The sequence below is a fragment of the Peterkaempfera podocarpi genome (assembly GCF_042466665.1).
Taxonomy (GTDB): Bacteria; Actinomycetota; Actinomycetes; order Streptomycetales; family Streptomycetaceae; genus Peterkaempfera; species Peterkaempfera podocarpi.
In genome coordinates this window covers 8,140,949-8,158,600 of record NZ_CP162102.1, presented here as the reverse complement: position 1 = coordinate 8,158,600, position 17,652 = coordinate 8,140,949, and the positions used below count along the sequence as shown (strand labels likewise).

Below are 17,652 nucleotides of genomic sequence, written 5' to 3'. Positions count from 1 at the left end.
ATTGCGCTCGGCTGCCCCATCCTCCGCACGTTTCGGTTCTCGGGGACCCTCCGCGTGGCCTCGTCGGCGCCTGCCCGTCAGAGAGTGGCGCCGACGCCCCGCTCCCGCACCAGAGCGCGCACGGCGGCGGAGCCAGCGAGTTCCGGGGTGGTCACGTAGCCGACACGGCGCGTCGGGCGCCCCGGCCCGAGATCGGTGATCTCGATCGAGTCCGGTGCTCCGACCAGGGAGAGCGCGGGCATGATCGCCATTCCATGCCCCCCGCCCACGAGCGAGAGCACTGCTCCGTCGTCCTCGGCCTCGATCGTGGCCTTCGGGATCCAGTCCTGCGCGGCCCACCAGGCGCGGGTGTACGACCCGCAGTTCTCGGCCCAGTCGACCAGCGGCAGCGAGCGCGGAGCCGGGTGTCCGGCCGGATGCACCAGGGAGTAACTCTCCTCGAAGAGACCGCTCGCCACCAGCCCCACAGGCGGCTGGGCTCCGTCCAAGGTGGTGATGGCGAGATCCGCCCTCCCGTCGGCCACCTCGCCCGCCGTGCCGCGCCCGAGCTCGCGGACGATCCGCACCTGCGGCTCGATCCCGGGATGCCGTGCGCAGCCGTTGCAGGACCGGCGGCAGAAGGTGCAGGGCGGTGCTGCGGAAGGCGGCGATCCGCAGCGGGCCCTTTGGCGCCTGTGTCGCCTCGGACCGTGCGGCTCCCCGCGCCTCGGCGACGAGCATGTCCAGCAGGCGCAGGATGCGGCGCGCATGCGCCACCGCCTTCTCTCCCGCCGCAGTGGGCCTCGCGCCGTTGCGGCCGCGTTCGAACAGGACGGCGCCGATCTTGCGCTCGCTGCCGCGTACCGAGTGGGAGACCGCAGATTGTGTCAGGTCGAGCATCTCAGCCCCGGCCGAGAAGCTGCCGACGTCTGCGACTGCCACCAGGATGCGCAGTTCGTGCGGAGCGAGATCGGTGTCGGTCGTGCGGGTCATGGGGCGCTCACCTCAGAATATGAGGACTGCTCATGGAATGGGGCATTACATGAGCCGAACCGCCTGCCCGAGGGCTCCATTCCCGTCCTATGGTCCCGGCATGACCGAGTACGCGATCACCGTCCAGCAGACCGCCCGCCCCCACGGCTTCCCCACCGCCGAGGATTTCACCTTCGTCGAGTCCACGGTTCCCGATCCAGCGGTCGGCACCGCGCTCGTGGAGAACCTCTACTGGTCCGTCGACCCGTACCACCGCGAGATGATGGATGACGTGCCCGGCGGCTTCGCGCTCCACGCGCCGCTCGAGGGCCGGGCCCTCGGGCGCGTCGTCGCCTCGCGGACGCCGGGGCTGACCGAGGGCGAGATCGTGTTCCACCGGCAGGGCTGGCGCACGCACTCCGTGGTCCGGCCCGAGGAGATCCGCAGACTCCCCCGCTTCGACGGGGTCCCTCTGACGGCCTACCTGAGCGTTCTCGGCGGCACCGGACTGACCGCTTATGTGGGCCTCACCCGCATCGCCCGGCTCCGCGAGGGCGACGACCTCTTCGTCTCCGCCGCGGCCGGCGGCGTCGGCACGGCCACCGGCCGGTTCGCCCGGCTGCTGGGCGCCGGCCGACTGGTGGGCAGCGCGGGTTCGGCGGCCAAGGTCTACCACCTGACCAGGGAAGTGGGCTACGACGCGGCGTTCGACTACCACGACGGCCCTGTCGCTGAACTGCTCGCCAAGGCTGCACCGGACGGGATCGACGTCTTCGTCGACAACGTCGGCGGCAAACAACTGGCCGCTGCGGTGGGCGCACTGCGCGAGTTCGGGCGCATCGTCCGGATCGGCACGATCAGCCGCTACAACACCCCGGACGAGCCCCCGCCGCACGTCAACTATTCGGACATCGTGGAGAAGAGCCTCCGCATGGAGGGCTTCCTGGTCAGCAACTACCGCGCCCTGCAGGACGAGCTGCACGAGTTCGCGGTCCCCCATCTGCAGAGCGGCCGACTCACGCTCGACCAGACGGTGGTGGACGGGTTCGAGCACATCGTGGACGCCTTCCTGGGCATGCTCCACGGCCAGAACACCGGAAAGATCATCGTGCGTGCGAACCACGCGTAGGCCTGCTCCGGCCTCCGCGAAAATCTGGGTGATCGCCGCGAAAGCCGACGCTGCCCAGGTCTTCCTGGCTTACAAGGGCCAACCCCAGGTCGAACGCCGCTACAGCGAGCTCAAGGGCCACCGGGCCGTGGCACCGGTCTTCCTCCACGGCAACAAACGCATCGCCGCACTGCTGCACGTCCTCATGCTCGCGCTGCCGGTCTACAGCCTGATCGAACACCAGGTACGCCGCGCCCTGGAACGCGAAGGCAGCCCAGACGGCAGGATGACCGGCCTGTACCCCGACAAGCGGCGTGAACGCCCCATCACCCGCATGATCTTCTACCACCTCGGCGAACTCGTCCTGGCCACCACCCCCGGCAACTGCACGCCCCAAATACTCCACATCACCCGCGGCGTGCAGCTGCACCTCCTCGACCTGCTGGAAATCAACCTGGCCTGACCAGCGCCGGCCCGACAGACGTCACTCAGACCAGTGACGTGCGGAGGATGGGGCTAGCCCAGGCCGCCGTTGCTCTGGAGAAGCTGGGCGTTGATCCATCCACCCTCTGCGGAGCAGAGGAACGTGACGAGATTCGCGCAGTCCTGCGGCACACCCAGGCGCCCCAAGGGCGTGAGGCGGATCATGTCCGCCTTCAGGTCCTCGGACATCCACCCGGTGTCGGTCGGTCCGGGGTTGATCGCGTTGCAGGTCACTCCCAGGTGGGCAAGCTCACGGGCAGCGGCCAATGTGATCCGGTCCATCGCGCCCTTGCTTGCCCCATAAGGCAGGTTGCCGGCGGTGTGGTCGCTGGTCAGGCTGACGATCCGCCCGCTGCCGTGCTGCCCACGGAACCGCAGCCCGTACTCCCGGATCAGCAGCCAGGTTGCCCGCGCATTGACTGCGAAGTGCAGATCGAAGCTCTCCACTGTGGTGTCCAACAAGCCGGAGTCGACCGACTCGCAATGGCAGAGCACCAGCGCGGTGACGTTCCCCAGCTCACGCTCGACGCTGTCGAAGAGCTGAGCCGGCACGGCCGGGTCGCTCAGGTCGGCCTCGATCGCATGTGCTCGCGCCCCAAGGGACGTCACCTTCTTCTGCAACTCCTCGGGCGCACCGGACTCCATGCCCCACTGCATGCGCGCGTCATACGGAGTCCAGTAGGTGAAGGCCACGTCCCACCCGGCCTGCGCCAGATTCAGGACCACGGACGCCGCGATCCCCGCCGAACGTCCCGCCCCCGTGACCAAGGCAAGCGGGCGCCCTGCCTCTCCCAGGTCCTGCTGACTCCCCACGCGCGTCTCATCGGTCATGATCCTCATCCTGGCGGACCGCCCTGAATACGGCACCCGTTTCTCGGATGCTGCCTCCCTCAAACCCTTTGAAGGCGCAGCCCCAGCCACCACAAGGCACACAGAACGCAGATCAGGTAGGTGTTCGGGCAGTTCCGACACCCGACTCCCCCAGAGGGGACGATCCACCGAGGGCTCGCTGAGGCGCTCGCCGGAGCGGGCTACGACCGGGAGGCGGCCGCTGAGGAGGCTGGCTACGACGTCACGGCCGGTCTGCGCGGCCTGCTCGACCGCGCTCAGGCGGCCGGAGCGGTGCGGAGCGACATCGACTGCGCCGATGCCAAAGCCCTCATGACCGGCTGCCTGGTCCGCGCTGAGGGCCGCACGCATGCCGACCTCGCCGCGCTCGAGCGCGTCACCGCGATCGTATGCAACGGCCTGCGCGCGAGACCCGTCTCCCCGACCCACGAAAGCCGGGCCGGGGACCGGCCTGTTTCGAACGTGGCTGCTCGTGTGCCAGCATCTGCCAACGTCCAATGCACGGCGGCTAGGTGAGGTGGTGTCGTGGCGGCATCACCTGCCGCGGTCGGCTCGGAAATGATCAGGGAACTGCAGGAGAAGGCGGCCCGGGCCCTTCCCGCTGAGCACATTGAGCACGCGGACGGATGGTGGCTCCGTCACGCCCCCGGTAGTTCCTGGTGGGTCGCTACGGTGCTGCCGCATGGTGACGCAGCACCGGGCGAGCTGCTGGGCCGGGTCGTCAGGGCCGAGGAGTTCTATGCCGCACGCGGTGCGATCGCGCGGGTCCAGATCACCCCGGGTGTGTGCCCGCCAGGCCTCGACGCGCTGCTGGCAGAGCGCGGCTACCGTGCGGAAAGCCCCGTGTCGTTGCAGGTGGCCTCATCCGCGCACATCGGGGCTCTGCCGTCGACGGGGCCGTTGCAGTTCGGTGTGGACGATCAACCGACGGCCCCGTGGTTCGACGTCTGGCACGCCGTGAACGGGGGCAACCCACAGTCGGCGTGGGACATGCTCGCACGCGTGGAACGTCCGTGCGGCTACGCACGCGTGGCCATCGGTGACGAAGTCGTCGCGGTCGGCCGTGCGGTCGTCGACGACGGCTGGACCGGGGTGTTCGGCATGGCGACTCTGCCTCAGGCGCGCGGCAGGGGCGCGGGTCGCCGCGTGCTCGAAGCATTGGCACGCTGGGCTGAGGCTCAACGGACCGACCGCATGTATCTGCAGGTGGAGCGCGACAATCTTCCTGCCCGCTGGCTGTACGAGAAGGCGGGCTTCACCGAAGTCTGCGCCTATCACTACCGCACGGCCGGCTGACCATACCCACCGGCAACAGCGGCTCCAACCACCCGCACTGGCCGTTCGTCAAGTCACGCCGTCTGCCGCAGCCGTTCTCGCGCAGGTCGGCGCCCCAACGCGGCTGTCCATCGGCAAGGCCGTAGGCCTGGACCCCGCTGTCGGTCAGCGCGACGGCCACATCCCCGTCGGCCGCCAACAGGTCGCTGCCGGAGGTGGACCGGTCGACGCCCTTGATGCTCCGCTCCCACACCTTGCGGCCGGTACGGGTGTCGACGCCCCACACCGTACGAACACGACGGGGCCGATCCCGTCGACGACGCGCTCGCTCATTCCGCAGACCGACTCGCGCACGGGAGCCGGCAGTGTCCAGCGCCGGTCCCCGTCCCGGGGGCCGTAGCCGACGAGCGCATCGTCGCGCATCCGGACCACGGGCGGGGCGCCCCCGCCCACGGTCCACACACCCTGCGCCCGCCCGCCACCTCGCCGCCACGACAGCCGGCCTCGCACACACCGCACTCAGCCCCGTGCGCGGTCTCTTGTCCTCGACCACTGTCTCCCCCGCCCCGTGCACCTGTTGTGGGGCGTCCAGGCAGGGTCCACGTCAGCCGCCTGAGCGGCATGTGCGCCGGTCCCAACGGCCCGCACCTCGGACCGCCGGAAGTGGCGGATCTCCCAGCGGGTGCGCAGACGGCGGCAGTGGCGCAGGGGGTGCGAAGGCGGCTTCGACGACCCGGCGACGGACGCGCCCAGGCCACCAGGTCACGGCGGCAGGTCTCGTGATCCTGGTTGAGGCCGCGGCCGCAGTCGGCGAACAGGCGCTTCGGGCGTCCACAGCCGCGCGCCTGTGTATCAGCCACGTATCAACCTCGCCGCACCACGCTGACCAGGAGCCGAGCCCCGCCGCCGCCACGGTCCGGCGAGGCATGATGGGAGACCGACCGGAACCACACCCGCCGATGGATGCACATGTCTGACTCCCCTCCCGTGAGAATCCTGCTCGTCGAGGACGACGAGGTGATCCGCAGATCCGTCGCGATGGCCCTGGAACGCTACGGCTACCACGTGACCACGGCCGGTGACGGGCTGACCGGACTCGAACTCTCCCGTGAGGGTAGTTACGACCTGCTGCTGCTCGACGTCATGCTGCCGGCCCTGGACGGCATCGGACTGTGCCGCCGGATCAGGGAGACCAGCATGGACCCCGTCCTGATGATGTCCGCACGCAGTGACTCCCTCGACGTGGTCTCCGGGCTGGAAGCCGGCGCCGACGACTACGTCGTCAAGCCCGTCGACACCGCGATCCTGGTCGCCCGGATCCGCTCGCTGCTGCGCCGGGCGGCGTACACCCCCGCAGAGCGGCCCGAGCGAGCCGGACACACCGAACCGGTCGGCCGGCTGGTCTTCGGCGACCTCGCCATCGACCCCGCGGCGCTGGAGGTGTACCGGGACGGCGAGGAGATCGCTCTCGCCCCGACCGAGTTGCGGCTCCTCCTGGAGTTCGCGGCAAACCCCGGCGTCGTGCTGAACCGCCAGACCCTGCTGCGCAATGTGTGGGACTACGGCTGGGACGGCGACTCGCGGGTCGTCGACCTGTGTGTCCAGCGGCTGCGCAAGAAGATCGGCGCCGACCGCGTCGAGACGGTCCGCGGCTTCGGCTACAAGCTGCGGCGCTGAACCGGAGAACCGAGATGCCGATCATACGCGGGCTGCTGAACCCCCGCTCCGTGCGTTGGAAGACCATCGTCCTGGTGACCCTGGCCTGCGCTGCGATGGCGTTGACGGTCGGTGTGCTGGTACACGGGTCGACCCTGAAGCGGTCGATGTACGAGGGCGCCGCCAGGGCCACCGAGTCCCTGAACAGGGCGATCGACGACGCCGGGAACTCCGGCGCGGTACCGCCTCTGGCGGCCCCCGGCGACCTTCCCGACCCCCTGCTGCGCCAGGTGCGGCTGCACGGCGAGGGCACCTTCTACGAGGACCAGCGGGACCACCCCTCCTTCTGGGCGGCGAAGACCCGGGGCGGGAAGCTGTACGCCATCAAGGCCGACATGACCCCCGACCTGCTCACCCGGCAGGCCCTGGACCGGCACATGTGGAAGTACTCGCTGGTCACTCTTGCCGTCGTGGTTCCCATGACGGCCCTCGCCACGGAGCTGCCGACAAGGCGACTGCGCAGGGTGGCTCGTACGGCGCGCCGCATCACGGCGGGCGACCTGGACGCGCGTACGCGGATGGGGAACCGGGGCGGCGACGAGGTCACCGAGATCTCGGCCACCGTCGACGCGATGGCCGACAGCCTGCGCGACCGCATCGCACGCGAGCAGCGCTTCACCGCCGATGTGGCGCACGAGCTGCGCACCCCGCTGATGGGCCTGGTCACCTCCGTCGGCCTGCTGCCCGAAGGGGAGACGACCGACATGGTCCGGGACCGCGTCCGCGTGCTGCGCGACCTGGTCGAGGACCTACTGGAGATCTCCCGCCTGGACGCGGGCGCCGAGCACGCTCAGCCGCGCGAGGTGGACCTCGCCGGACTGGTCGAGGAGTCGGTGGCGAGGACGGGGTTGACGGCGAGGGTGAGCGCCGTGGGAGCTCCGGCGGTCGAGACCGATCCACGCCGCCTGGACCGGATCGTCGCCAACCTGGTCGTCAACGCGCACCGGCACGGATCCGGGCCTGTGGAGATCGCCGTCTCGGGTCCGACCATCACGGTACGGGACCACGGGCCCGGCTTCCCCGCCGACCTCCTGGCGCACGGCCCCCAGCGGTTCCGCACCGGCACGGCGGAACGGGGCCGCGGACACGGCCTGGGCCTCACGATCGCATCCGGTCAGGCGCAGGTGATCGGAGCGGATCTGCACTTCACCAACCATCCCGGGGACGGGGGAGCGGTGGCGGTCGTGCGCCTGCGGGCTTCCGGGTCGGCACCGGTCCGGTGGTCAGAGGCCGGCGCAGACGCCGACGCCGTGGGTCCGGGCGCCCGCGGTACCGACACCCGCCCGTAGCCCGCGCCTCGCCCGCCGGCCGCAGTCGGCGCTTCGCCGTCCCGGTCCGATACACAACTGATGGCTTCCCGAGCGCTTGCGACGCTCCGCCGTCCGGCGTCCGGACATACCGCACCCGCAGTGTTGCCGCCGTACCGATCACGTGCGTCAGCCTCGGAGGTGGCTTCCGATGTCCCTGCCCCATTCCCGCCGTCAGCAGGTCCTGGGAGGCGTGCTGGCGCTGCTCCTCCTCGTGGCACTGGGTTTCACCGCGAACAGGGCGTCCGATGGTTCCGGCTCCGAGGACGCTCCCACCGCAGGACCGAGCGGGGGGCACCAGGCCCTCGCGGGCGGCCCGTTCCCGTGGCCGAGCGAGGGCCAGGGTGCGGTCGAGGCCGAGGGCATGGGGCCTCTGGGCGCATGGGGCGACCAGCGGCCGGTGCCGATCGCGAGCCTGGCGAAGGTCATGACCGCCTACGTCCTCCTCCGAGAACATCCCCTTGAGCCGGACGAGCCCGGGCCGCAGATCGAGGCGGACCGCGAGGCCGCGAACGAAGTGGGCGTCGGCGACGAGTCGACCGTGCCGGTCCGGGCGGGTGAGAAGTACTCCGAGCGGAAGCTGTTGGAGATGCTGCTGATCCCCTCCGGGAACAACATCGCCCGGCTGCTGGCGCGTTGGGACTCCGGCAGCGAGGAGGCCTTCGCAAAGAAGATGCAGCGCTCCGCGAACGAGCTGGGGATGGACCACTCGACGTACACCGGGGCGAGCGGGATCGAGCCGACCACCAGGAGCACTGCGCTCGACCAGCTGAAACTGGCCCGGCAGGCCATGAAGGACCCGGTGTTCCGTGCCGTGGTGGCGAGCGGGACCCTGGCCCTGCCCGGCGCAGGTCCCTTGACGAACACCAACTCCCTGCTGGGCACGTCGGGCGTCGTGGGCATCAAGACCGGCTCCAGCACGCCGGCGGGCGGCAACCTCCTGTGGGCCAGCGAGGTGCGCGTCGGCGGCCGAACCCGTCTGCTCCTGGGCGCGGTCCTGCACCAGCGGGCGAACACCTCGGCGGGTGACGGACTCCGGGCGGCCATCGAGAACAGCCGGATGCTGATCGACGGGCTCCGCGACCGCCTGGCCTCGGCACGGACGGAGGGCTGAGCACCATGACGACCACACGTACAGGAAGCGGCGTGGAACCGGGCGGTGCAGGAGCCGAGGGCGACGAGCGGCCGGGCCCGACGGGCGTGAAGGCGGAAGGGACCGGTGCGTCGTCGGCCACGGAGTCCAGGCCCCGGCGACGACGGCTACAACGCTCCCGGCCTGGACGGTCTCCTCTGCCGCGGCATCGGTGGTCGCCACGTCTCCGTCCCCGCGGAACGCTGAGGGCCGGCCTCTCCGTCCTCCTTGCCCTGCTCCTCCTGGGCCACCGGTGGATCCCCAACACAGCCAGCCACCTGGGCAGTCTGGTCGACACCCTGCTGCCCTGGACGGCCCTCGCGATCCCGGTGCTCTGGGCCACGGCCCTGCTGCGCCGGTCGCGAGCGGCCACGGCGGCCGTCGTCCTGCCGACCGTGCTCTGGGCTGCGCTCTTCGGCGGCACCCTCGCCCCCAAGTCGTCGTCCGGAGGGGACCTCACCGTGCTCAGCCACAACGTCAACCAGGCCAACCCCGACCCCCGCGGCACGGTGCGGAGCCTGATCGCAGCCAAGGCGGACGTGGTGGCGTTGGAGGAACTGAGCCCCGAGACGGCACCGACGTACGAGCGCGCCCTCGCCGCCGCCTACCCGTACCACTTCTACGAGGGCACGGTCGGCCTCTGGAGCACCTCGCCGCTGCGCGATGCGCACGCCGTGCCGATCATGCCGTGGACCCGGGCCATGCGCGCCACGGTGCAGACCCCCGAGGGTCCCCTCGCGGTCTACGTGGCGCACCTTCCCTCAGTACGCGTCAACCCGGACGGTTTCACCACAGGAGCACGTGACGCGGCGCTGGGCCGGCTGACCACGGCGGTACGGGCGGAGCACGCTCGAAACGTCGTGGTGATGGGCGACTTCAACGGCTCCGCCGACGATCGCGCACTGCGCCCGCTGACCTCCGGCATGTCCTCGGCCCAGTCCACGGCGGGCAACGGCTTCGGCTTCACCTGGCCGTCAGAGTTTCCGGTCATCCGGATCGACCAGATATTCGTCAAGGGCGTGAAGACCACCTCGGCCTGGACCCTGCCGGCGACGACGAGCGACCACCTTCCCGTGGCCGCCCGCCTCGACCTCGACCCGGGCGGGGCGGCCGACGGCCCGAAGGACTGACGCCTCCCTGACCGGCGTGAAGTCATCGGCACGCCTCTGTCGTACGTCCTCGGTACGGTCGTCTGCATGGGAGCGACCACCGCGACCGCCGCCATCACCCTCCTGCGCGCACCGATCACGCTCCACCTCTACAGCAGGCAGGGCTGACGGGCGCACACGAAGGGCAGGCCGCCCGGTGGCAGTCGTCACTGAGCCGTCGGCAGTCATCGGGCTCACGGTGTGCAGAGAGCCTCGACAAAGTCGCGGATCGCGATGCGGTGGTCGTCCGCGCGCCAGGCGACGGCGAGTTCACTGGGCGAGACCCCCGTGACAGGCAGGGAAGTGATGCCCGGTCGCTGGTAGATCTTCGCGTTGCCCTCGGCGAGCAGGACGATGCCACTGCCCTCCTCGATGGCGGCGAAGGTCTCATCAGCGTTGGACACCGTGCTGCCGATCCGGACGGGGTGTCCCGCACGATGGTCCAGGGCGAGCCAGTAGTCACGGAGTGGTCCGGCACTGGGCGGCAGCGCGAGAAAGGGTTCGTCGAGCAGGTCCTGGAACGCGACGTCATCGCGTTGTGCGAGCGGGTGGTCGTCCCGCAGTGCCACATATCGAGGCTCGGTCGCGACGACGCGGAGCGCGAAGGCGTCCTGGTTCGGCAGCGGCAGCCAGACCAGTGCCATGTCCACATGGCCGTCCGCGAGTCCTGCTGTGGCATCGTCCCAGTTGATCTGCCGCATCTGCAGGCGCCAGGTGGGGCGACGTTCGCCGAATCGTGCCCGCGCCCCTTGCAGGAGTCCCCGCCCGATGCTCGTCGACAAGCCCACGGTCAAGGTGGCCGCTTCGGCCGCGGTCGCGTCGCCGACGGCGCGCTGGGCCTCGTCCCAGCCGCGGATCAGCTCCCGAGCCGCCGGAAGGAGCGCGCGACCCGCGGTGGTGAGGGCGACAGTGCGGCGGTCCCGGTCGAACAGGCGGGCTCGCAGCCCGTCTTCGAGATGGCGTATCTGCTTGCTCAGGGCCGGCTGGGAGACGAAGAGGCGTTCGGCGGCTCGTGTGAAGTTCAGCTCCTCCGCGGTCACGACGAAGTACCGCAGATCTCGCAGGTGGGCGTCCATAGCTCTTGGTTATCACAGGGGAACTTGGACAGAGGGGTGTTCCCCGCCCGACGATCGGACCCATCGCCGACGCGGCGTCAGTTCGACGAAAGGGACCTCATGACCACCCTCACCCCACACCTGGTCGTCCGCGATGTCACCCGCGCCGCGGAATGGTACGCGCAGGCACTGGGCGCGCAGGAGCGCAGCCGCATCCCCTTGCCGGGCGGCAGGGTCCTGACCATCGAGCTCGCCTTCGGGGACTCGACCGTGATGATCGCCGACGAGTTCCCTGAGCAGGGCATCGTCTCACCGCTGACCCTGGGCGGCACCTACGGGGCGCTGCAGATCGCGACCGACGACGTGGACGCACTGTGGAAGCGGGCACTGGACGCGGGCGCCGAGGTGTTCCACCCCGTTCAGGACACCTTCTGGGGCGAGCGGCACGGACAGATCATCGACCCGTTCGGGCACCGCTGGGGGCTGTCCCAGCACCTGCGCGACGTGCCGCCGGAGGAAGTCGCCCGCGAGGCCGCGAAGGTGTTCGGAGCCTGACCACACCCATCCACTGCACGACGAACACGGCGAGGAAGAGGACCACCTGTGCGTTACCGATTGCTGGGCCAGACCGGGCTTCGCGTCTCCGAACTGTTTCTGGGGGCCATGACCTTCGGCGAACAAGGCGGGGTGGGCGCCCCGCCCGAGGAGTGTCGCCGCATGCTCGACGCCTACGCCGATGCCGGAGGCAACGTCGTCGACACGGCGATCAACTACCGGGGCGGTGCAAGCGAGACCATCCTGGGCGAACTGCTCGAAGGCCGTCGCGACCGCTTCGTCCTGGCCACCAAGTACACCGTTTCCCGCGACGGAAGCGACCCCAACGCCGCAGGCAACCACCGCAAGAACCTCACCCTGTCGTTGGAGACGAGCCTGCGGCGGCTGCGCACCGACTACATCGACCTGTACTGGGTCCACCTGTGGGACCGGCACACCCCGATGGAAGAGACCATGCGGGCCCTGGACGACGCCGTGCGCGCCGGGAAGATCCTCTACGTGGGCGTCTCCGACACTCCGGCCTGGGTCGTCTCCCGCGCCAACACCCTGGCCGAGTGGCGAGGTTGGACGCCCTTCGCGGGGCTGCAGGTGCCGTACAACCTGCTCAACCGAGACATCGAACGCGAGCTGCTGCCCATGGCGGAGTCGTTGGGGATGAGTGTGGCCACCTGGGGGCCACTGGCCAGCGGTGTCCTGTCGGGTAAGTTCACCAGGCCCGGCGGCCCGCTGGGCGGCACGCGCGTCACCCCCGAGTCCCTCGGCGAACGTGACCACGCCGCGGCGCGTGCCGTTCAGGAGATCGCCGACGGCCTGGGGGCAACCGCGTCCCAGGTGGCGATCGCTTGGACACGCTGTCGGTCCCGCGCCGTCCATCCGATCCTCGGGGCGAGGAGCGCGGAGCAGCTCAAGGACAACCTCGGCGCCATCGATGTCACCCTGCCCCAGGAAGCCGTCGAACGCCTCGATGCGGCTGTGGAGTTCACCGCGGGCTTCCCCACCGACTTCATCGCCGGGACCAGCCCCTGGGTCTTCGGCGAGGCGCACGCGAGGCTTGACGGAAGGGCGTGACACGGCGTGTCCACCTCCCCACGCGGCCGCATCTGCCTGGTCACCGGCGCGAACCGGGGCATCGGGCTGGAGGTGTGCCGACAACTCGGCCGGCTCGGCCACACCGTTCTCCTCACCTCCCGGGACCCGGCCTCCGCCCGGTCCCGGGCCAGGGAACTGGCCGCCGACGGCCTGGATGTACAGCCGCTCACCCTGGACGTCACCGACGCCGAGTGCATCGGCCGGGCAGCCCGAGAGGTCGAGCGGCGGTTCGGCCGCCTGGACGTCCTGGTGAACAACGCCGCCATCACCTATGACACCTGGCAGCGCGCCGGCACCGCCGATCTCGGTGTGGTCGGGGCGGCCATGGACACCAACGTGTACGGGCCCTGGCGCACCGTGCAAGCGCTCCTCGAACTGCTGCGTGCGAGCCGGCACGCTCGGATCGTCAATGTCAGCAGTGAAGCAGCCTCCCTCACCGGCATGGGCGGCGGAACTCCTGCCTACACGCTCTCCAAGACCGGCCTGAACGCCCTCACCCGTATGCTTGCCGCAGAACTGCGCGCCGACGGCATCCTGGTCAACGCCGTCTGTCCGGGCTGGGTGGCAACCGACATGGGCGGCCCCGGCGGACGTCCGGTCCCCGAGGGCGCGGCAGGGATCGTCTGGGCGGCAACGCTGCCCGACGACGGCCCCACCGGCGGCTTCTTCCGCGACACGCGCCCGCTGCCCTGGTGAACCCCGCACGCGATCTGCCGGCCCAAGCGGAGCGGACGATCCATCCGAGTGCGGCAAGGACTGAGGGAGTAGGCAAGGAAAGCCTCCTCTCACTCTCGCAACAAACTCCTCCCGTCGAACGCGCCTTCGGTACGGTCTGGTATCAGTTGCTTGCCAGCCGCCGACCCGCCACGCCACGCCAGGGAGCGCCCATGACCCGCCCACCGACGATCCTCGTCACCGGCGCCACCGACGGCCACGGCCGTGCCCTTGCCCACCGGCTCGCCGCCGAGGGTGCCACCCTGCTGCTCCACGGCCGCGACCAGGACAGGCTCGACCGAACCGCCGACGACATCCGCGACACCCACGGCGTGGCCCGGCCCCGCACCTTCCGCGCCGACCTGGCCGAACTCGCGCAGGTCCGGGCCCTGGCAGCCGAGGTACGCGCCACCACCGACCGGCTGGACGTACTGGTCAACAACGCCGGGGTGGGCATCGGCGAACCCGACGGCAGGGACCGCCGTACCAGTACCGACGGCCATGAACTGCGGTTCGCCGTCAACTACCTCGCCGGATTCCTGCTCACGCTGGAACTCTGCCCGCTGCTGCGCGCGTCAGCCCCGGCACGCATCGTCAATGTCGCCTCCATCGGGCAGGAGGCGATCGACTTCGACAACATCATGCTGGACCACGACTACAGCGGCCCCCGTGCATACCGCCAGAGCAAGCTCGCCCAGATCGCCTCCGGCCTCGAACTGGCCGACCGCATTCCCGCCGCCGAGGTCACCGTCAACAGCCTGCACCCGGCAACCTTCATGCCGACCAAACCGGTGCTGAGCGAGGCCGGATACCACATCGACAGTCTCGAGGACGGCGTCGCCGCCACCCACCGGCTGGTCACCGACCCGGCGCTCGCCACCACGACGGGCCGGTTCTTCGACAAGCTGACGGAGACCACCGCGAACGCCCAGGCCTACGACCCCGCGGCCCGCGCCGAACTGTGGAAGCGCAGCCTGGATCTGGTCGGCCACTCCGGCATCGTCTGACGGTGGAGCGTCGGACCCGGTGGACCGAGCGCAGAACGCTCGCACCACCGGGTCCGACAGCCACCGGGCCGAAGGCTGGGCCCATCAACCCGGCCCCGGCGTGATGCTCGAACGCCCGGTGGTCTACGCCTGATCACACATCACTCTTCAATGCGGGGAGTCACGTCCGAGCATGCCTGCCAGGGCAGACGCCCTCACGGAGCGTGGCCCGCATTCAGGCGGACGCGTGCTCATCCACCGATTTGCGTGCGATGCCGCGCGCTCGGTGCCACCTGCGTCACACTGGGTCAGGAGCGAGCGACGACCCCGGGCAGCGGCCGTCGCGGGCAGCCCGGCCCCGCCGCCGCCCATGACCCCAGGAGGCAGCATGAGGCTTCTTCTTACGTCCGCAGGCATCAAGAACCCGAGCATCCATCACGCGCTGGTCGACCTCCTGGGCAAACCGATCGCCGACTGCAACGCCCTCTGCATCCCCACTGCGCTGTACGGGCACCCGATGGGCACCCCTGCCGGGACATGGCGTTTCATCACCGGGCAATCCAGTACACCCATGTGCGAGCTGGGTTGGAAGTCCCTGGGCGTGCTGGAGCTCACGGCGCTGCCCAGCATCGGTGAGGAGCGCTGGGTCCCCTGGGTCCAGGAGGCCGACGTACTGCTGGTGAACGGCGGAGACGCCCTCTACCTGAGCCACTGGATGCGGGAGTCCGGGCTGGCGGACCTCCTGCCGTCGCTGCGCGAGAAGGTCTGGGTGGGGCTGAGCGGCGGGAGCATGGTGATGACCCCCCGTATCGGGGATTACTTCGTCGGGTGGAAGCCGCCCACCGGGAACGACAGCGCACTGGGGGTCGTCGACTTCTCGATCTTCCCGCACCTGGACCACCCGGATCTGCCGAACAACACCATGGCCGATGCGGAGAGGTGGGCGGCCGATCTCCGGAACCCGGCGTACGCGATCGACGACGACACCGCCTTCAAGGTGACCGACGGCACAGTCGAGGTCGTCTCCGAGGGGCACTGGAAGCTGTTCTCCTCGTAGTGCTCTGACCGGGGTGGTTCGCCGGGTTGGTGGTCGGAGCGGTGGGATGGGTGGGGATGCCTGATCCGATCGCTGGAGGTGTGGTGGCCGAGCCTGTCGGTGTGCGCAGACCGACCGACCAGGAAGGGCAGAAGCTGCGGCAGATCGTGCGTCGGAGCAGCACCTGTTCGGTACGCTACCGGCGCGCGATGAGGCTGCCGGCCTCACGGTCGGCGGGAACCGCGTCCCGGTGATCGCCCAACTGGTGCAGGCTGACGAGGACAGCGTCCGCGATGTGATCCACCGGTTCGACGAGATCGGCCTGGCCTGCCGGGACCCTCGCTGGGCGGGGGGCCGTCCCCGCCTGCTCAGTCCTGACGACGAGGACTTGGTCGTCCAGACAGCCACCATCCGACCGGCCAAGCACAGCCGGCACTTCACCCACTGGTCCATCCGCACACTCGCCGCCGACCTGCGCAAGGTGCACGGCCGGGTGATCCGCATCGGCCGCGAGGCCCTGCGCTGCCTGCTCGCCCGGCGTCACCTTCCAGCGGACCCAGACCTGAAAGGAGTCCACAGTGAGAAGGGAATCCGCTGGGGCGGACGACCTCTCGTCACCGGCGCGGCATGACCCTCTCATCCTGCAGACCCGCGCCCCAGGAGTCCTGACATGGCAGTGGACATCATCTACGAGACTCACGCCACCACCACAGACAACGAGGCCGGCATCTCCACCGGCTGGCTTCCGGGCCACCTCTCCGCGCAGGGACGCGACGAAGCCCGAGAACTCGGCGAGCGGCGCGGCGGCCAGGACATCGCAGCCGTATTCAGCTCCGACCTCTATCGCTCCGTCGAGACCGCCCAAATCGCCTTCCCCGACGGTCGACCTCCGATTCACCAGGACACCCGTCTGCGCGAGTGCAACTACGGCCGGCTCAATGGGCAGCCATCCCCACTCGTAGCCGTCCGCCGCACCCGGCACATCGATGTCCCCTTTCCCGGCGGCCAGAGCTACCGACAGGTTCTGGCCGCCACCGACGCCTTCCTCCAGTACCTGGCGCGCCACTGGGACGGCAGGCGAATCCTGCTGATCGGTCACACGGCCAACCAGTGGGCGCTGGACTGTCTGCTCGCCGGGGCTTCCCTCCAAGACCTGCTCGCAGCCCCGTTCACCTGGCAACCGGGCTGGTCCTACACGCTGCCCTCTGACTGGGGCAGCCGACCCGGCGAACCTTGCCGGTCACAGCTGTAGCCGCGGGCACGGCGATCGGCAAGCGCCCGCTCAAGCCACAGCTCGCGCGAGGCACCAGGCCGGCAGCGCTCACACCGCGGTGGCACATACCCGGCACGAACCCGGCGCCTACCGGGAGTCCGGTCACGTCGACGGACGCGACACGCCTGGCGCCCTTGGTGCGGCCAGAGGGGCGCCGCGCCCGTGGAAGGTGGCTCCGCAGTCGGACGCAGCACGTTCCGGCGGCCGTGCATGACCAACCCTCCTGCAAGTCAGGAGGCCCCGCCGTCCGGCCGCGCCCGACTGGCTACGCTGGCCGCTGGCCGATCGAACCGGGGGGTGCGCATGATGGTCGCCCAATGGCTGCCGCCTGAAGGGCAGTACGTGGGACCCGTCTCGACCGGTCCCGCCGTGGCACTGCTCGGGGTCGGCGGTGTGGTGGTCGTCGTGGCCGTCACGGCGGCGGCGCTGACGCGGGGGGACCGCGGTGCGGGACGTCTGACGGGTTGGCTGTTCGGGGTCGGCCTCACCATGTGCCTTGTGGGCGGGACCGGGCTGCTGGTCCGTCACTCCGAGGACCGGGATACGGTCGACGGGCTTCACACGGCCGGTCGTCAGATCATCGACGACGCACTGGACTCGGCCCGGAACTGCGCCACCGCCGCCCCGCAACCCACCATCGTCTACCCCAGCGGACTGCTCCCCGGCGGCGGCGAGGCCACCTACTCCCCACCGGCGTGCAGCACCTCGCCGCGCGGCGCCTGGCTGGACTCCTCCAAGGGCGTGTACCAGGTGAAGAAGGCGGACTCCTTCTCCACGAGCGGTCAGGTGACCGTGACCGACCCGGAGAGCGGCAAACAGGTCTGCGCCGTCATCCCGGACACCGCGGACAGCCCCGGTGCCGTCACCGACGGCCCGTGCGGGGGTTGAACACTGCGGCAGGTGTACGGGTGATCCCCATCGCGTAGCGCGCATCCGGCAGTCTGCTTGCCTGGTGGCCGCGCGGGTCCTGGTCGC

At 70.2% G+C, this 17,652-nt stretch carries 17 protein-coding genes and 2 pseudogenes; 16 read left to right on the top strand and 3 right to left on the bottom strand.

Going from position 1 to position 17,652, the window contains the following annotated elements; translation table 11 throughout:
• Positions 1-77: 77 nt before the first annotated feature.
• Positions 78-972: pseudogene (locus AB0761_RS35540) on the bottom strand (LysR family transcriptional regulator).
• 100 nt (positions 973-1,072) lie between these two features.
• Between AB0761_RS35540 and AB0761_RS35535 the strand changes: the two are divergent.
• Entirely contained in the window at positions 1,073-2,080 is a 1,008-nt protein-coding gene (locus tag AB0761_RS35535) for an NADP-dependent oxidoreductase (protein WP_377273390.1), read from the top strand.
• A complete protein-coding gene (locus AB0761_RS35530; RefSeq protein ID WP_377273389.1) occupies positions 2,064-2,522 on the top strand; it encodes a hypothetical protein in 459 nt (152 codons plus the stop codon). Before AB0761_RS35535 ends, AB0761_RS35530 begins: the two co-directional genes overlap by 17 nt.
• A gap of 53 nt (positions 2,523-2,575) precedes the next feature.
• Here the strand turns inward: AB0761_RS35530 and AB0761_RS35525 are convergent, their stop codons facing one another.
• Positions 2,576-3,373: an SDR family oxidoreductase gene (locus tag AB0761_RS35525; protein ID WP_377273388.1), complete on the bottom strand. Its 798-nt coding sequence runs from the start codon at positions 3,371-3,373 to the stop codon at positions 2,576-2,578.
• 120 nt (positions 3,374-3,493) lie between these two features.
• Between AB0761_RS35525 and AB0761_RS35520 the strand changes: the two genes are divergently transcribed.
• The 6 genes from AB0761_RS35520 (at position 3,494) to AB0761_RS35495 (ending at position 9,951) form a co-directional block, all read left to right on the top strand.
• The gene (locus AB0761_RS35520; protein WP_377273387.1) at positions 3,494-3,907 is read left to right on the top strand and encodes a hypothetical protein; all 414 of its coding nucleotides are present in this window, start codon (positions 3,494-3,496) and stop codon (positions 3,905-3,907) included.
• A 9-nt stretch (positions 3,908-3,916) separates the two neighbouring features.
• Entirely contained in the window at positions 3,917-4,687 is a 771-nt protein-coding gene (locus tag AB0761_RS35515; protein WP_377273386.1) for a GNAT family N-acetyltransferase, read from the top strand.
• A 948-nt stretch (positions 4,688-5,635) separates the two neighbouring features.
• The gene (cseB, locus tag AB0761_RS35510) at positions 5,636-6,343 is read left to right on the top strand and encodes a two-component system response regulator CseB (protein ID WP_377273384.1); all 708 of its coding nucleotides are present in this window, start codon (positions 5,636-5,638) and stop codon (positions 6,341-6,343) included.
• Between the two features lie 14 nt (positions 6,344-6,357).
• The gene (locus tag AB0761_RS35505) at positions 6,358-7,671 is read left to right on the top strand and encodes an ATP-binding protein (protein WP_377273383.1); all 1,314 of its coding nucleotides are present in this window, start codon (positions 6,358-6,360) and stop codon (positions 7,669-7,671) included.
• Positions 7,672-7,840: 169 nt separating this feature from the next.
• Positions 7,841-8,803, top strand: a complete 963-nt coding sequence (locus tag AB0761_RS35500) for a D-alanyl-D-alanine carboxypeptidase family protein (protein ID WP_377273382.1) — start codon at positions 7,841-7,843, stop codon at positions 8,801-8,803.
• A gap of 176 nt (positions 8,804-8,979) precedes the next feature.
• Positions 8,980-9,951 carry an endonuclease/exonuclease/phosphatase family protein gene (locus AB0761_RS35495; RefSeq protein ID WP_377274496.1) on the top strand — a complete coding sequence of 324 codons (972 nt, stop codon included), beginning with the start codon at positions 8,980-8,982 and terminating at the stop codon, positions 9,949-9,951.
• A 212-nt stretch (positions 9,952-10,163) separates the two neighbouring features.
• On the opposite strand, the gene AB0761_RS35490 is transcribed toward AB0761_RS35495, so the two are convergent.
• Positions 10,164-11,045: a LysR family transcriptional regulator gene (locus AB0761_RS35490; RefSeq protein WP_377273381.1), complete on the bottom strand. Its 882-nt coding sequence runs from the start codon at positions 11,043-11,045 to the stop codon at positions 10,164-10,166.
• A gap of 99 nt (positions 11,046-11,144) precedes the next feature.
• Between AB0761_RS35490 and AB0761_RS35485 the strand changes: the two genes are divergently transcribed.
• From AB0761_RS35485 to AB0761_RS35450, 8 genes and pseudogenes are all read left to right on the top strand, one after another.
• A complete protein-coding gene (locus tag AB0761_RS35485; protein ID WP_377273380.1) occupies positions 11,145-11,579 on the top strand; it encodes a VOC family protein in 435 nt (144 codons plus the stop codon).
• A 48-nt stretch (positions 11,580-11,627) separates the two neighbouring features.
• A complete protein-coding gene (locus tag AB0761_RS35480; RefSeq protein WP_377273379.1) occupies positions 11,628-12,647 on the top strand; it encodes an aldo/keto reductase in 1,020 nt (339 codons plus the stop codon).
• A gap of 6 nt (positions 12,648-12,653) precedes the next feature.
• The gene (locus AB0761_RS35475; RefSeq protein WP_377273378.1) at positions 12,654-13,364 is read left to right on the top strand and encodes an SDR family oxidoreductase; all 711 of its coding nucleotides are present in this window, start codon (positions 12,654-12,656) and stop codon (positions 13,362-13,364) included.
• A 191-nt stretch (positions 13,365-13,555) separates the two neighbouring features.
• Positions 13,556-14,389 carry an SDR family NAD(P)-dependent oxidoreductase gene (locus AB0761_RS35470; RefSeq protein WP_377273376.1) on the top strand — a complete coding sequence of 278 codons (834 nt, stop codon included), beginning with the start codon at positions 13,556-13,558 and terminating at the stop codon, positions 14,387-14,389.
• Positions 14,390-14,756: 367 nt separating this feature from the next.
• Entirely contained in the window at positions 14,757-15,425 is a 669-nt protein-coding gene (locus tag AB0761_RS35465) for a Type 1 glutamine amidotransferase-like domain-containing protein (protein ID WP_377273375.1), read from the top strand.
• Between the two features lie 83 nt (positions 15,426-15,508).
• Positions 15,509-15,945: pseudogene (locus AB0761_RS35460) on the top strand (helix-turn-helix domain-containing protein); the annotation flags it as partial.
• Between the two features lie 129 nt (positions 15,946-16,074).
• Positions 16,075-16,656, top strand: a complete 582-nt coding sequence (locus AB0761_RS35455; protein WP_377273374.1) for a histidine phosphatase family protein — start codon at positions 16,075-16,077, stop codon at positions 16,654-16,656.
• 363 nt (positions 16,657-17,019) lie between these two features.
• Positions 17,020-17,565: a hypothetical protein gene (locus AB0761_RS35450; protein ID WP_377273373.1), complete on the top strand. Its 546-nt coding sequence runs from the start codon at positions 17,020-17,022 to the stop codon at positions 17,563-17,565.
• Positions 17,566-17,652 lie beyond the last annotated feature (87 nt).